Origin of the sequence: Serratia sp. UGAL515B_01, assembly GCF_033095805.1 — a bacterium.
GTDB lineage: Bacteria > Pseudomonadota > Gammaproteobacteria > Enterobacterales > Enterobacteriaceae > Chania.
Genome location: NZ_CP109901.1, coordinates 959109 through 972698, shown reverse-complemented (window position 1 = coordinate 972698; position 13590 = coordinate 959109). Strand labels below are relative to the sequence as shown.

At 50.2% G+C, this 13590-nt stretch carries 15 protein-coding genes, 1 tRNA gene and 2 pseudogenes; 6 read left to right on the top strand and 12 right to left on the bottom strand.

Annotated elements, in window-relative coordinates; genetic code table 11:
* Positions 1-266 precede the first annotated feature (266 nt).
* The 3 genes from nadS to OK023_RS04590 are packed head-to-tail and all read left to right on the top strand — an operon-like array spanning position 267 to position 995.
* Positions 267-512 carry a NadS family protein gene (gene nadS, locus OK023_RS04600; RefSeq protein ID WP_317695285.1) on the top strand — a complete coding sequence of 82 codons (246 nt, stop codon included), beginning with the start codon at positions 267-269 and terminating at the stop codon, positions 510-512.
* A gap of 59 nt (positions 513-571) precedes the next feature.
* Positions 572-751, top strand: a complete 180-nt coding sequence (locus tag OK023_RS04595; protein ID WP_317695282.1) for a hypothetical protein — start codon at positions 572-574, stop codon at positions 749-751.
* 37 nt (positions 752-788) lie between these two features.
* Complete coding sequence (locus OK023_RS04590; RefSeq protein ID WP_317695279.1) at positions 789-995, top strand: type II toxin-antitoxin system Phd/YefM family antitoxin; 207 nt, start codon at positions 789-791, stop codon at positions 993-995.
* Positions 996-1250: 255 nt separating this feature from the next.
* On the opposite strand, the gene OK023_RS04585 is transcribed toward OK023_RS04590, so the two are convergent.
* A complete protein-coding gene (locus OK023_RS04585) occupies positions 1251-1571 on the bottom strand; it encodes a TA system toxin CbtA family protein (protein ID WP_317695277.1) in 321 nt (106 codons plus the stop codon).
* 20 nt (positions 1572-1591) lie between these two features.
* Complete coding sequence (locus tag OK023_RS04580) at positions 1592-1948, bottom strand: type IV toxin-antitoxin system YeeU family antitoxin (RefSeq protein ID WP_045333559.1); 357 nt, start codon at positions 1946-1948, stop codon at positions 1592-1594.
* A 149-nt stretch (positions 1949-2097) separates the two neighbouring features.
* Here OK023_RS04580 and OK023_RS04575 point away from each other — a divergent pair.
* A protein-coding gene (locus OK023_RS04575) for an IS3 family transposase (protein ID WP_317692555.1) occupies positions 2098-3263 on the top strand; the annotation gives its coding sequence in 2 pieces (ribosomal slippage) (positions 2098-2362 and positions 2362-3263; 1167 coding nt in all).
* A 19-nt stretch (positions 3264-3282) separates the two neighbouring features.
* On the opposite strand, the pseudogene OK023_RS04570 reads toward OK023_RS04575, so the two are convergent.
* From OK023_RS04570 to xerD, 7 genes and pseudogenes are all read right to left on the bottom strand, one after another.
* Positions 3283-3702: pseudogene (locus OK023_RS04570) on the bottom strand (tyrosine-type recombinase/integrase); the annotation flags it as partial.
* 164 nt (positions 3703-3866) lie between these two features.
* Positions 3867-3940, bottom strand: a tRNA-Gly gene (locus tag OK023_RS04565).
* A 176-nt stretch (positions 3941-4116) separates the two neighbouring features.
* Positions 4117-5634 (bottom strand): lysine--tRNA ligase, encoded by a 1518-nt coding sequence (gene lysS, locus OK023_RS04560; RefSeq protein ID WP_317695259.1) that lies wholly within the window; start codon positions 5632-5634, stop codon positions 4117-4119.
* Positions 5635-5643: 9 nt separating this feature from the next.
* Positions 5644-6742, bottom strand: a protein-coding gene (prfB, locus tag OK023_RS04555; RefSeq protein ID WP_317695256.1) for a peptide chain release factor 2 whose coding sequence is annotated in 2 segments (ribosomal slippage) — positions 5644-6666 and positions 6668-6742 — 1098 coding nt in all. Because the reading frame shifts where the segments join, the coding sequence is not laid out codon by codon here.
* Between the two features lie 148 nt (positions 6743-6890).
* Entirely contained in the window at positions 6891-8624 is a 1734-nt protein-coding gene (gene recJ, locus OK023_RS04550) for a single-stranded-DNA-specific exonuclease RecJ (protein WP_317695253.1), read from the bottom strand.
* A 6-nt stretch (positions 8625-8630) separates the two neighbouring features.
* Entirely contained in the window at positions 8631-9344 is a 714-nt protein-coding gene (gene dsbC, locus OK023_RS04545) for a bifunctional protein-disulfide isomerase/oxidoreductase DsbC (RefSeq protein ID WP_317695250.1), read from the bottom strand.
* 27 nt (positions 9345-9371) lie between these two features.
* A complete protein-coding gene (gene xerD, locus OK023_RS04540; RefSeq protein ID WP_317695248.1) occupies positions 9372-10271 on the bottom strand; it encodes a site-specific tyrosine recombinase XerD in 900 nt (299 codons plus the stop codon).
* Positions 10272-10378: 107 nt separating this feature from the next.
* On the opposite strand from xerD, the gene fldB reads away from it, so the two are divergent.
* Positions 10379-10897 (top strand): flavodoxin FldB, encoded by a 519-nt coding sequence (gene fldB / locus OK023_RS04535; protein ID WP_317695246.1) that lies wholly within the window; start codon positions 10379-10381, stop codon positions 10895-10897.
* Positions 10898-11205: 308 nt separating this feature from the next.
* On the opposite strand, the pseudogene OK023_RS04530 reads toward fldB, so the two are convergent.
* The 3 genes and pseudogenes from OK023_RS04530 to sdhE all read right to left on the bottom strand — a co-directional run.
* Positions 11206-11283 (bottom strand): annotated as a pseudogene (locus OK023_RS04530) (two-component system response regulator CreB); the annotation flags it as partial.
* 12 nt (positions 11284-11295) lie between these two features.
* Entirely contained in the window at positions 11296-11718 is a 423-nt protein-coding gene (locus tag OK023_RS04525) for a protein YgfX (protein ID WP_317695244.1), read from the bottom strand.
* Entirely contained in the window at positions 11699-11965 is a 267-nt protein-coding gene (gene sdhE / locus OK023_RS04520) for an FAD assembly factor SdhE (RefSeq protein ID WP_317695241.1), read from the bottom strand. Before sdhE ends, OK023_RS04525 begins: the two co-directional genes overlap by 20 nt.
* Before the next feature lie 333 nt (positions 11966-12298).
* On the opposite strand from sdhE, the gene ygfZ reads away from it, so the two are divergent.
* The gene (gene ygfZ / locus OK023_RS04515; RefSeq protein ID WP_317697491.1) at positions 12299-13291 is read left to right on the top strand and encodes a tRNA-modifying protein YgfZ; all 993 of its coding nucleotides are present in this window, start codon (positions 12299-12301) and stop codon (positions 13289-13291) included.
* Positions 13292-13590 lie beyond the last annotated feature (299 nt).

Below are 13590 nucleotides of genomic sequence, written 5' to 3'. Positions count from 1 at the left end.
TATACATACCAACTACCGGAATCCCCCGCTTTCTGCGCATAAAGTGTTAAGTTGCCGCCATGCTTAACACGTTTAATTTTCGGGTCTTACACCTTTACTCGAAACCCACGCCAATACTGAGATTAGCCAGTATTAATGGACTGATTTTTTCACGTTAGATGCTAAGGCTTTTCAAGCCTGGTGGACAAAAGTGTAAGATAGTCTGACTGATGCAGAGAAGGCTGAGTTGAAGAAGCTAACGAAATGACTAAAAGATGAGGTGTGAAATGAGTTTTTTTGACGACCTTAAAACCTCTCTGGAAGAGGCTGTTGATATTAAGAATGGTACCAAAGCTCCGGCAAAAGTGACTCGTTATGAAATTGCCGATGTACGTGCGATTAGAGAGCAACTCAACGTATCCCAAGGAGAAATGGCTAAGGCGCTGGGAACCAGCATTGACACGATTAAAAGTTGGGAAGCTAAACGGCGTAATCCAACCGGACTCGCGGCGAAAGTCTTGGCTACCATCTAGGCTAATCCTGAGTTTTTCAAGGCGCTGGCAGCACACTAAGTTTAGCTGGCTTGGTTTCTTTGCCCGTAATCAGTACTATCAGTACTATCAGTACTATCAGTACTATCAGTACTATCAGTACTATCAGTACTATCAGTACTATCAGTACTATCAGTACTATCAGTACTATCAGTACTATCAGTACTATCAGTACTATCAGTACTATCAGTACTATCAGTAATCGTATTGATAACAGCTAAGATATACCTTTCACATGTACATAATATTGTTGAAATTATGATTACTTACACGTCCACACAGGCTCAGGCCAATATTTCTGCAGACCTTGATGCTGCCATCAGTGGAGAGTTGGTAGAGATTACCCGTTGTGATGCCTCTGCCGTTGTAGTGATCGGTAAGGCTGAATTTGAGTCGTACCAAAAGATAAAGCTTGATGCCGAGTTAGTAGACCACAAGATAACGAGATTTCGCCTGAAGGCTTGATTTTACTGGGTTGAGTAGACGTTGGGATACTTAGGGAGAAGTGTTTTTGGAGCGGGTGAAGGGATTAGAACAAACTGTTCAATAACTTGAAAAATATAGAATTTTCAAGTTATATCTTAACTTATACCCCCAAAGATACCCCCAAAGCACAGAGGCTTTGAATTCAAGTAATTACCTTTGTCGATAAATCAGCAGGAAGCGAGATGATAGCAAATGGCAGGCATACTCGAAAGCAGCGATACCGTTAGCATCAGACTAATTACGATTCATTAAACCCAGATCGCGACGGGCCCTCATGATATCAATAATCGTGAGATATGGCGTTTGTTCTTGCCAGCTAAACCCTCTGCGATCGATACGAACCAGTTCGTACTTTTCCACTAGAAAGTTAATGGCATTAGCGAGAGTGATACCGGCATCGATATGTTCCTGTATGACGGTTTCATCACAGAAAGGTGTATCGTTTAGTGTCAGGCCATAATGCTGTTCCAGCAGACGACTAAGTAGCATTTGCCAGATAGTCACGGGCGACAGGCATGGCTCCGCCGCCCGCTTTGTTGTAGGTAGAAATTTCATTTTTTCTCTCGTGAAAGTAATTAACGTTGAGTGGGATAAATGGCGATGTATACGTAGCCACAACTACCAAGCGTATCGGCTTCGCAGGTGAGTCCGTTGTGATAGAGGGTGACACAGTGCTGATGGCGGGGGGAGAGTTCTCCGCTGGTGAGTGTCAGCTCCAGTTGTTTGAGAATCAACGGAAAGGCCTGATCCAGGTATAGCGCGTCATCGTCGCAGAAAGCACCGTTAAATCCGGCCCGATCAGCAAGAAAATGCAGGCGGTCGCCTTCTTGCACCAGCCGAGCGCCAAAACAGGGTGTGATCGTACTCTTTAGCCCCCAATGCTGGCAGGGGGGATTCTCCGGTATGGCACCGGATTCTGAGTGATAGTTCATTATTGTTCCTGATTAAAGTGAAGGATTAATTGAGAGTGACGCTTCGAAGAATGACATAGGGACCATTGCGGTCCTGATGTAGTGGATCAGTAATACCGGACACCTCAATAGCCTGTTAATTTAATGACAGCCAATTGAGGTAATTGATAATGACTCAACCTAAACAGACCAAACGCCGTTTTTCTCCTGAATTCAAACTGGAAGCTATTGAGCAGGTCGTTAAGTATCAGCGGTCAACCATCGAGGTTGCACGCGCTCTGGAGTTGGACCCCAGCCAATTGCGTAAATGGATACGCCAGCACAAAGAAGAAGTCAGCGGGGTGACGCCGGACAATCCTGCACTGACACCAGAGCAACGTGAAATCCAGTCGCTCAGAGCGCAGATTAAACGGCTAGAAATGGAAAAAGAAATACTAAAGCAGGCAGCCGTGTTGATGAGCGAGCTCCCCATCAAATCTTTGCGTTAATCACACGGCTGAAAACAAAATGGTCGGTGGTCGAATTGTGCCGCCTGCTCAAAGTAACGCGCAGTGTTTACTATGCCTCGCTGAATTCGCGGGTTGATGTAAAACGTCTGCAACTGCGTGCTCAGGTGCGGAAATTGCATCAACAGAGCCGGGGAGCAGCCGGCAGCAGAACACTGAGTCTGCTGATGCGTCAGTCGGGTTATAACGTGGGGCGCTGGCTGGCCCGCAGGCTGATGCAGGAATGTGGTCTGGCGAGTCGCCAACCCGGCAAGCCTCGTTACCGTGGTGAACGGGAGACGTCACTGGCATCGCCAGACTTACTGAAAAGGCAGTTTAAGCCGTCGGAGCCCAATCGTGTGTGGAGTGGAGATATCAGCTATATCAAAGTCAATGGTGGCTGGTGCTACCTGGCACTGGTGATTGACCTTTACTCCCGTCGGATAGTGGGCAGTGCCATATCGTCATCCCCGGATGCCGAGCTGGTGTGTCGAGCCCTGCGTAATGCACTGGAGACGCGACCAAAGGAAAAGAGGCTGCTGTTTCATTCGGATCAGGGAGGGCAGTACAGGAGTAAGAAATACAGGCAGTTACTGTGGAGGAACGGAGTGATGCAGAGTATGAGCCGCAGGGGTAACTGCCTGGATAACTCACCAATGGAAAGAGTGTTCCGAAGCCTGAAAAGTGAATGGCTGCCTGTCGGGGGTTATATGGATATCCATCATGCGGTACGAGATATCGGTGAATGGATACAAAGTTATTACAACACGGTACGCCCCCATCGGCACAATGGTGGATTACCGCCCTGTGAATACGAAGAGCAGTGGAAAAAGGCTACGAAGGTGTCCTGATTTTGTGATCCACTACATTGATTGGCCGGTGACCGATATAAGGGAACACATCCTTTTCGAAGGTTCTCAGCATCTCTTCGCGGTAGGAGACAGACCAGCGGTCATAGCGACGCTGATACCACTCCCGCGTGATAGCCTCAAAAGAGTTTTCTGCGTCTTGTTGACGACTAAGTTTCTCAATTTTTCGTTCAAGAGAAGGATCGTTACCTGCGGATAATGTCCTTTTAGCATCCTCACGCTTACTTCGGGCTTCAGCTAAAGAAACATCAGGGTAAACGCCAATAGCGAGCAGTTTCTCTTTACCTAGTGAACGGTATTTGAGACGCCAGTATCTTTTGCCGTTGGGATTAACCAGCAGGTAAAGACCACCACCATCAGCCAGTTTGTAGGGCTTCTCTTTGGGTTTTGCAGTTTCAACCTGACGAGCTGTCAGCTTCATTGGGGGTACCTCTCAGCAGGGGGTACAATTATACCCCCATCCATACCCCCACATTGAGCTTGACCCTGGGGGAGTACAATTGAGTTCAATAGACTAATAGAATGCTATAACTGCTGATTTATCAAGGAAAAGTTGAGTTTGGTAGACTTCAGGGGAGTTGAGTTTGGAGCGGGTGAAGGGAATCGAACCCTCGTATGCAGCTTGGGAAGCTGCCGTTCTACCATTGAACTACACCCGCTTAAATGTACGAGTGGCATTATAACCGGTTATACGCGTTGGGCAAGCGGAGAAAGCGGGTAACTGCTGATGTTTTAAGCGGTTAGCAGCAAAACTCTCCTACTCTTCGCATCACTCTCCGCACCATGCAAAAACCGGCGCAGTTACCTGCACCGGATTTGATTGTATCAGATCATATTACTTGGTCGGACGCATTGCTGGGAACAGGATCACATCACGGATGGTGTGGCTGTTAGTCAACAGCATCACCATACGGTCGATACCAATGCCCAAACCCGCTGTCGGTGGCAAACCGTGCTCCAATGCCGTGACGTAATCTTCATCATAGAACATCGCTTCGTCGTCGCCCGCATCTTTGGCAGCCACCTGGTCAGCAAAGCGCTGAGCCTGGTCTTCTGCATCGTTCAGCTCGGAGAAACCGTTGCCAATTTCACGGCCACCGATGAAAAACTCGAAGCGATCGGTGATTTCCGGGTTCACGTCGTTACGGCGTGCCAGCGGGGAAACCTCTGCCGGATATTCGGTGATGAAGGTTGGCTGGATCAGATGGCTTTCCGCAGTCTCTTCGAAGATCTCGGTCACTACGCGCCCAAGACCCCAACTCTTCTCGACCTTGATGCCGATAGATTCGGCAATCGCTACCGCTTTTGCCATATCGTTCAGATCGTCCAGGTTGGTTTCCGGACGATACTTTTTGATCGCTTCTTTCATGGTCAGCTTTTCAAACGGCTTACCGAAGTCGAACTCTTCATCACCATAGGGCACCTTGGTGTTACCCAACACGTCCTGCGCCAACGTGCGGAACAGCGATTCAGTCAGTTCGATCAGATCTTTGTAATCTGCATACGCCATATAGAGTTCCATCATGGTGAACTCTGGGTTATGGCGTGGGGAGACCCCTTCGTTCCGGAAATTACGGTTGATTTCAAACACGCGTTCAAAGCCCCCCACCACCAAACGTTTCAGGTACAATTCAGGAGCAATACGCAGATACATGTCGATATCCAGCGCATTATGGTGAGTCACGAACGGCCGTGCGGAAGCACCACCAGGAATGACTTGCATCATCGGGGTTTCGACTTCCATAAAGCCCCTATCCACCATGAAGTTACGGATCGCTGCCATCACCTGAGAACGCACCTTGAAGGTCTTGCGGGATTCTTCGTTGGCGATCAGATCAAGATAGCGCTGGCGGTAACGCGTTTCCTGATCGGCCAGGCCGTGGAACTTATCTGGCAATGGACGCAGCGCCTTGGTCAACAGACGCAGTTCGGTACAGTGAACAGACAGCTCGCCGGTCTTGGTCTTAAACAGTTTGCCACGCGCACCGAGGATATCGCCCAGGTCCCATTTCTTGAACTGTTCGTTGTAGATACCTTCAGGCAGATCGTCGCGTGCAACGTAAAGCTGAATGCGACCGCCCACATCTTGCAGTGTCACAAAAGAGGCCTTACCCATGATGCGGCGGGTCATCATGCGGCCAGCCACGGTCACTTCTATACCCAGAGATTCCAGTTCTTCGTTTTCTTTGCTGTCGTATTCTACATGCAGCTTGTCGGACGTTGTGTCACGACGAAAATCATTTGGGAACGCAATGCCGTGCTCACGCAGTGTGGCCAGTTTTTCACGGCGTGACTGCAGCTCGTTGTTGAGATCCAACGCCGGTTCGGCGCCTTGTGCTTGTTGCTCAGACATTTCTGTTCCTCATAACCCGGCTTTCAAACTTGCCTCAATGAATTTATCCAGGTCGCCATCCAGTACGGCCTGCGTATTACGTGTTTCTACGTTAGTGCGCAAATCTTTGATGCGGGAATCATCCAATACATAAGAACGGATCTGGCTCCCCCAGCCAATGTCAGACTTGTTGTCTTCCAGTATTTGCTTATCAGCATTTTTCTTTTGCATCTCATATTCATACAGCTTGGCACGCAGCTGTTTGAATGCTTGATCTTTGTTCTTATGCTGAGAACGATCGTTCTGGCACTGCACCACGATATTGGTTGGCAAGTGGGTAATACGCACTGCCGATTCGGTTTTGTTTACGTGCTGCCCCCCCGCCCCTGAAGCGCGGTAAACGTCGATGCGCAGATCGGCAGGGTTGATATCAATATCAATATCGTCATCCACTTCAGGGTAGATGAATACGGAACTAAAAGAGGTATGGCGGCGGCCACCTGAATCGAATGGGCTTTTGCGTACCAGACGATGTACACCGGTTTCTGTGCGTAACCAGCCGAATGCGTAGTCGCCGATAATTTTGATCGTGGCCGATTTCAAACCTGCAACGTCACCGTCAGACTCTTCGATCACTTCCGTTTTGAACCCCTTCGACTCGGCCCAACGCAGGTACATACGCAGCAACATACTGGCCCAGTCCTGTGCTTCGGTGCCGCCGGAACCGGCCTGGATGTCCAGGTAGCAGTCCGCACTGTCGTATTCGCCAGAGAACATACGGCGGAACTCCAGTTGATCCAGCTTGACGCTCAGTTGATCAAGCTCAACCACTGCTTCATTAAAGGTTTCTTCGTCTTCCGCTTCAACAGCCAGTTCCAACAGGCCTGCGACGTCTTCACAGCCCTGTTCCAGTTGGTCGATGGTTTCAACAATGGCTTCCAGCGCAGAGCGCTCTTTGCCTAGTGCTTGTGCGCGTTCAGGTTCATTCCAAACGTCCGGCTGTTCAAGCTCGGCGTTGACTTCTTCTAGGCGTTCTTTCTTGGCATCGTAGTCAAAGATACCCCCTAAGAACGGCAGTCCGTTCGGACAGATCCTGAATACGGTTTTTTACCGGATTAATTTCAAACATGATTTTTAGCGTTCTTACGTTGATGTCGTCGATGGCGAAATGCCACTTGAACCGGCAATTCTAACGGATCTAGTGGCCAGTTTATAGCAAGTTGCTCAGATTTTATGGGGGTAACCATCAGCGCCCCTAAAGGGGCGCCACAGGCTGATTAACGCGGCCAGAGGTACTGGATCAGCAACTGTACATTGCGGTTACCACGAAACTCGTTCACATCGAGCTTGTAGGCCAGTTCCACCTCTTTGATGCTGTTATCCGGCCATTGGGTAGTATCGATGTTAAAGGCAATACCATCCAGCGCTGGACCACCGCTGAGCGGTTCCACCATCAGCTTCAGGTGCTTTTCACCGACCAAACGTTGCTGAAGAATGCGGAAGTTGCCGTCGAAAATGGGTTCAGGAAATGCCTGCCCCCACGGCCCACCTTCGCGCAACAATTCGGCGGTATCCAGCGTCAGCTCCTGCATCATCAGTTCGCCATCGGACCACACCACACCTTCCAACATCGCTGGATCGAGCCATTCCCCTACCAGCTCAGCAAAGCGCTGGCGGAACTCCTCGAATTTGGCTTCTTCCAGCGACAAACCCGCCGCCATAGCATGGCCGCCGAACTTTATCATCAACCCTGGATGCAGGGTATCCAGCCGTTCCAATGCATCACGCATGTGCAACCCAGCAACCGAGCGGCCTGAACCTTTCAAAATACCGTCTCCCGCAGGAGCAAAGGCGATCACCGGGCGATGAAAACGTTCTTTGATCCGTGAAGCAAGTATCCCCACAACCCCTTGGTGCCATTCTGGATGATATAGAGCCAAACCATAAGGCAGCTGTTCACTGCTCCGCTCTAACCGATCGCATAATTCCAGAGCCTCAACCTGCATGCCCTGCTCAATTTCCCGCCGGGTAAGGTTAAGTGCGTCAAGATCGTTAGCAAGCATTCGCGCCTGGGTAATGTCGTCGCACAATAACAACGCCACACCGATCGACATATCATCCAGCCGCCCAGCCGCATTCAGCCTTGGGCCAAGCGCAAAGCCGAGATCGTTGGCGGCAAGTTGGCGTGCATCACGATTTGCCACTTCCAGCAAAGCGCGGATACCAGGTCGGCATTTGCCCGCTCGGATACGATTTAGTCCTTGGTATACCAGAATACGGTTATTGGTATCCAGTGGCACGACATCTGCAACCGTTCCCAACGCCACCAGATCCAGTAGTTCTGCCAAATTAGGCATCGCCAACGCACGCTGTTCAAACCAACCACAGTCACGCAGCTTTGCGCGCAGCGCCAGCATCAGATAAAACGCGACACCTACCCCCGCCAGAGCTTTCGAGGGAAAATCGCAGCCACGCAGATTAGGGTTAATGATTGCTTCCGCCGCTGGCAAGGTTTCGCCGGGCAGATGGTGGTCAGTCACCAACACCTGCATCCCTTTGATATGCGCCAGATCGACGCCTGCATGGGAAGAGATGCCGTTATCAACCGTGACAATCAGCTCAGCACCGCGTGCCGCGACCTGTTCAACCACTTCAGGGCTAAGACCATAACCATCTTCAAAACGGTTAGGCACCAGATAATCAACGTCTTTGCCGCCCATACTGCGCAGCGCCAATACCGTCAGTGCAGTACTGGTGGCACCGTCGGCATCAAAATCCCCCACCACCATGATACGACGGCGTTCGCTCAACGCCTGTTGCAGTATCGCTACGGCTGAATCAATGCCATCCAGTTGATGCCAGGGCAGCATCCCCTTGACGCTACGCTCCAGCTCATGTTCTTCCTTAACGCCACGCAACGCGTAAATGCGGCGCAGCAACGGTGGCAGACTGGCTGGCAAAGGGTTAGGTTCTGCCGCCTCACGGCGGCGTAATTGGGTTTTGATACTCACTGTGGTTTATTTCGTTGTCGCTGAGGCTGAATGAGCGTCAAGCATCGCGGCCATTTCTTTCGGTGGCTGATAGCCAGGGATCATCATGCCATTCTTCAGTACGATTGCCGGGGTCCCCTGGACGCCAAACTGTATTCCCAGCTTATATTGCTTAGCAATATCTGTTTTGCAGGTAGCAGGAGAAATCGGATCGCCTTTCATACCAGCATCAAAAGCTTTTGCTTTGTCGGCAGTACACCAGATGGACTGCATGTCTTTCCCCGTCTGAGAATTCACCCCCTGACGCGGAAACGCCAGATAACGTACGGTGATCCCCAGATCGTTATACTCTTGCATCTGCTCATGTAGTTTGCGGCAATAACCGCAGGTGATATCGGTAAACACGGTGATCACATGTTTTTCTTTCGCTGCCTTGTAGACGATCATCTGATCCTGCAACGCTTCCAACTGCGTCATCAACAGTTGATTGGTCAGATTGATCGGCTCATTACCACTCACGTCATACATCGGACCTTGCAGAACATGTTTACCATCTTCTGTCACGTACAGCACACCGCCTTCGGTCAATACGGTTTTTAAACCCGCAACGGCAGAAGGTTGTACATCAGCCTGCTCAATACCCAGGCTGCCGAGTGCTTTATGAATTGCTGTATCATCAGCATTAGCTGCACCAGTAACAGAAGTCACCAGCAGAGAGAGCAGCATTAAACCTTTTTTCATTCTTCCAGTCCTTACAATCCCGAAGCGTTAAGCTCGCGGGTGATGCTGTTGATGTAGCTGTTTCAATCTTTCAGTCGCTACATGTGTATAAATTTGTGTGGTCGAGAGGTCACTATGCCCTAATAACATCTGTACGACACGAAGATCGGCACCATGGTTCAGTAAATGGGTCGCAAAGGCATGACGCAACACATGCGGAGACAGGCGTTCACTGTCAATGCCGGCAAGGATCGCATAGTGTTTGATTCGATGCCAGAACGTCTGCCGAGTCATCTGCTGGCTCCGGTTGCTGGGAAATAACACATCCAGCGTCTGGCCGTTCAGCATCCACGGCCTGCCATGCTCCAGATAATTTTCGATCCAGTAGACCGCTTCTTCACCCAATGGAACCAACCGCTCTTTATTCCCTTTGCCAATCACCCGCACCACTCCCTGACGCAGGTTGACATCGCTAATGCTTAGGCCAACCAGTTCCGATACCCGTAAGCCTGTTGCATACAGTACTTCAAGCATAGCCTTGTCCCGGAGTTCCAGCGGCTGATCGACACAAGGTGCCTGCAACAAAGCTTCAACCTGTGCCTCACTGAGATCTTTTGGCAGACGTTGCGGTAATTTGGGCGAGGCTAACAAGGCTGTCGGATCGTCCATCCGCAGCTTTTCACGGTTAAGATATTGAAACAAACGACGCATCGCACTCAGCAAACGGGCTGAACTGGTCGCTTTATATCCTCCCTCCACCCGCTCAGCGAGGAAAGATTGCAAATCCAACGCCTCGGCCTCTAATATGCTGCTATCGTTATGTGCCAACCAGCCCGCCAACGCCTGCAAGTCAAGCCGATAAGAAGCCAACGTATTTTCGGCCAGATTGCGCTCAAGCCACAGCGCATCCAGGAATTGCTCAATCAGCTCACTATCTTGCTGTTGCACGTGGTCCTCTCTTTGTTACATTCATGCACCTGGCATTATGCCTGAAGCCAATACAAATCGAGTATACTCGTTGTCATTGTATCTACGGCAACATGAACGGTTTGAAGATGAAGATTGGTCTGTTTTACGGTTCCAGCACTTGCTACACCGAGATAGCTGCAGAAAAAATCCGTGAGATCCTGGGTGAAGACCTTGTCGACTTGCACAATTTGAAAGACATCTCCCCTAAGCTGATGGAAGATTATTCCGTTTTGATCCTCGGCATCCCAACCTGGGACTTTGGTGAGTTGCAAGAAGACTGGGAGGCCGTGTGGCCACAACTGACCGAACTGAATCTAAAAGGAAAGGTTGTTGCTCTCTACGGTTTGGGTGATCAACTGGGCTATGGCGAATGGTTCCTGGATGCGCTCGGTATGCTGCATGCACATCTCGCCCCTCTTGGGGTTCAGTTTATCGGTTTTTGGCCAACAGAAGGCTTTGAATTCACCAGCCCGAAACCACTCAGCGCCGACGGCAAGCACTTTGTTGGCCTGGCGCTGGATGAGGTAAACCAGTACGAAATGAGTGATGAGCGGTTGCAACAGTGGTGTGAACAAATCCTATTAGAAATAGAGCCGCTGCTGTAATGCCTTTGGGCGCGTACTGGCGCCCAAAAGCGTTTTTAATTCCACAGTCTGAATCGATTATCTCCGTTACTTGCTGGCGTAGTACAGGTTTCCACTTCGTCGACAACGTTTCCTTTTAAGCGGGCCGAATCGGTCACCAGATACCAGTCCCGTTTGCGCGTCAACACCATAATCTCCGCCAGAACAGCAAACAACACGCCCCGAAATGGGCACCAATTGGCCGCTGGTTGAGTTTAGCGATAGCCTGAGCCAGTTAGCCTTGTGACACATCACCGTGTTGTCGATCCAGCCGAGCGATCTGCACCAGTAAGTCGGCGGCAAAGTTCAAAACCATTGATATCAGGGAGGTCGACGTCAAGGATGACTAATGCTGGTACACTCTGTGAGTAGCGGTTTCATCACCCGTCACCATCGTCAGCGGATTGTGGATATAACAACCGTTGGCGCAGATGGCGCCAATCTTCATTGCCTAAAGCATCTGAAGCCAGCCAGAGCCTGCAACGTTTTTTACCATTCACCTGCTGAAGTGACAACAGGACCCCAAACCTCGGCATCCAGGGGTTTTTCAACATTAACCATTCCCGGCCACGCCACTCAACCCGCCGCTCTCCGAGTAATTTCAACAGCCCTTGTCTTGATGAGATATTTTTCTGACTGCGTATACATTCAAAAACGACCAATATCATCAGCACCAACCAGATTGGAGCATAGACGTCTGGCCAGGGTGAAAGCAGGATCAGAAGGATAAGTGCGCCATGAACCAGCAGAGAAAATAGCTGGGTTCGCCAGGATACACGGATATCACATCGCCACTGGGCCACGGGCTTTATTTCGCGTTTGGATCAAGGACACCATTTTTTGCAGTTCTTTATCCTGCGGGGAACCGTGATTCATCAGCCAATTGAACAAATCAGGGTCGTCGCATTCCAGCAAACGGATGAATACGTTTTTTTCCTCATCACTCAGGGTGTCATATTCATGCTCGAAAAACGGCATGATCGAAATATCCAATTCGCGCATTCCTCGGCGACACGCCCAGTGAATACGAGCTTTATTGTTAATATTCATAATATTATGAACAACCTCTTTTCTACATGGTGAGCCTGAACAAGAGTGAAACAGGCTTTATGTATGGCAACACGCGCGTGATATCATTCTACCCGCAAACGGTTTGGCAGAGAAACGCGGCCCTTGCAACTTGCAAGACGACGAGTAGAGCGCTTTTACCGTGAACGTATAGAGTAACAATTTGCTCTGCCTACCGGGAAGGGCGTTCGCTTAACAACGGGTAAAATGTCAAAAAAAACGGTGTAAAGCTATTAACTGCTTGCAAAGCCGGCAGCCTCTTTTACCATGGCGTGACTTCCTACAGGTAAGCTAAACATGCAGCAGGAACTGACTATGGCGTTTACTATTCCTTTTTCACCCCATCAACCTTCCGCTTCCTCTCATCTGCCACTGACGCTGATCTCACTGGAAGATTGGGCCTTGGTTCGACTAAATGGGCCTGACACGATGAAATATCTTCAGGGTCAGGTGACGGCGGATATCGATAAACTGGCAGTCAATCAGCACGTACTCTGCGCACATTGTGATGCAAAGGGCAAAATGTGGAGCAATATGCGTTTATTCCACTGTGACGAAGGTATTGCCTATTTTGAGCGTCGCAGCGTTTTGGAAAGCCAATTGGCTGAAATCAAAAAGTATGCCGTTTTCTCCAAGGTCACTATTGCTGCCGACAATGAGGCGGTGCTTCTGGGTGTTGCTGGCCTCCAGGCCCGCACAGCATTAGCGGGTGTTTTTAGTACCTTGCCCGATGCTGAACATCAAGTGGTACAAGAAGGTGATACCACTCTGCTGCATTACGCTTTGCCAGCGGAACGTTTTGTGCTGATCACCAATGCAGAAACAGCGAGTCTTATCACCGCTAAGCTAAATGAACAGGCAGAATTAAACGACAGCCGCCAATGGTTAGCGCTGGATATTGAGGCCGGTTACCCGATTATTGACGCAGTAAACAGCGCACAATTGCTCCCGCAGGCTACCAATTTGCAGGCATTAGCAGGAATTAGCTTTAGTAAAGGCTGTTACACCGGGCAAGAAATGGTGGCTCGGGCCAAGTTCCGTGGTGCTAACAAGCGTGCTATGTACTGGCTGGAAGGTAAAGCCAGTCGTGAGCCACAGGCTGGTGAGGATCTGGAATTGAAGCTAGGGGAAAACTGGCGCCGTACCGGCACGGTACTCGCCGCCGTCACTCTAGCCGACGGAACGCTTTGGGTACAAGCGGTGATGAATAACGATCTAGAAGCTGACAGTGTGCTACGCGTGCGTGACGACAACAGCAGCCAGCTCGCCATAAAGCACCTGCCTTATTCCCTGACCGAAGAAAAGTAACTCAGTGAACCGCAGGTACAGCACCTGCGGTTTTCATTTAGGCTGTGTCCCTTAACTGTACGCGAGCGCCGCTGGCGGTCATTTGCGCGCAGAGCAAGGCGTGAGCCGCGAGGTTAGGTGGACCCAGTAAGCGGCGAACAACGCAGCAATGCACGCCAATGGCGTCAGCCCGTAGGCGCGCGCCTATTCCACAGTGTATGTCGGGCTTAGGAATAGGAAACTTGCTGGATGCCCGAAAAAAGCGCCTACTTTTACCCCAAAAGAACTACTTCCGCAATATTAAGGGGACATAATGCGAA

Coding starts and splice junctions, on each gene's coding strand:
- OK023_RS04590 (WP_317695279.1), top strand. CDS start 789: ATGATTACTTACACGTCCACACAGGCTCAGGCCAATATTTCTGCAGAC.
- OK023_RS04580 (WP_045333559.1), bottom strand. CDS start 1,948: ATGAACTATCACTCAGAATCCGGTGCCATACCGGAGAATCCCCCCTGC.
- OK023_RS04585 (WP_317695277.1), bottom strand. CDS start 1,571: ATGAAATTTCTACCTACAACAAAGCGGGCGGCGGAGCCATGCCTGTCG.
- nadS (WP_317695285.1), top strand. CDS start 267: ATGAGTTTTTTTGACGACCTTAAAACCTCTCTGGAAGAGGCTGTTGAT.
- dsbC (WP_317695250.1), bottom strand. CDS start 9,344: ATGAAAAAAGGTTTAATGCTGCTCTCTCTGCTGGTGACTTCTGTTACT.
- fldB (WP_317695246.1), top strand. CDS start 10,379: ATGAAGATTGGTCTGTTTTACGGTTCCAGCACTTGCTACACCGAGATA.
- ygfZ (WP_317697491.1), top strand. CDS start 12,299: ATGGCGTTTACTATTCCTTTTTCACCCCATCAACCTTCCGCTTCCTCT.
- lysS (WP_317695259.1), bottom strand. CDS start 5,634: ATGTCTGAGCAACAAGCACAAGGCGCCGAACCGGCGTTGGATCTCAAC.
- sdhE (WP_317695241.1), bottom strand. CDS start 11,965: ATGAATATTAACAATAAAGCTCGTATTCACTGGGCGTGTCGCCGAGGA.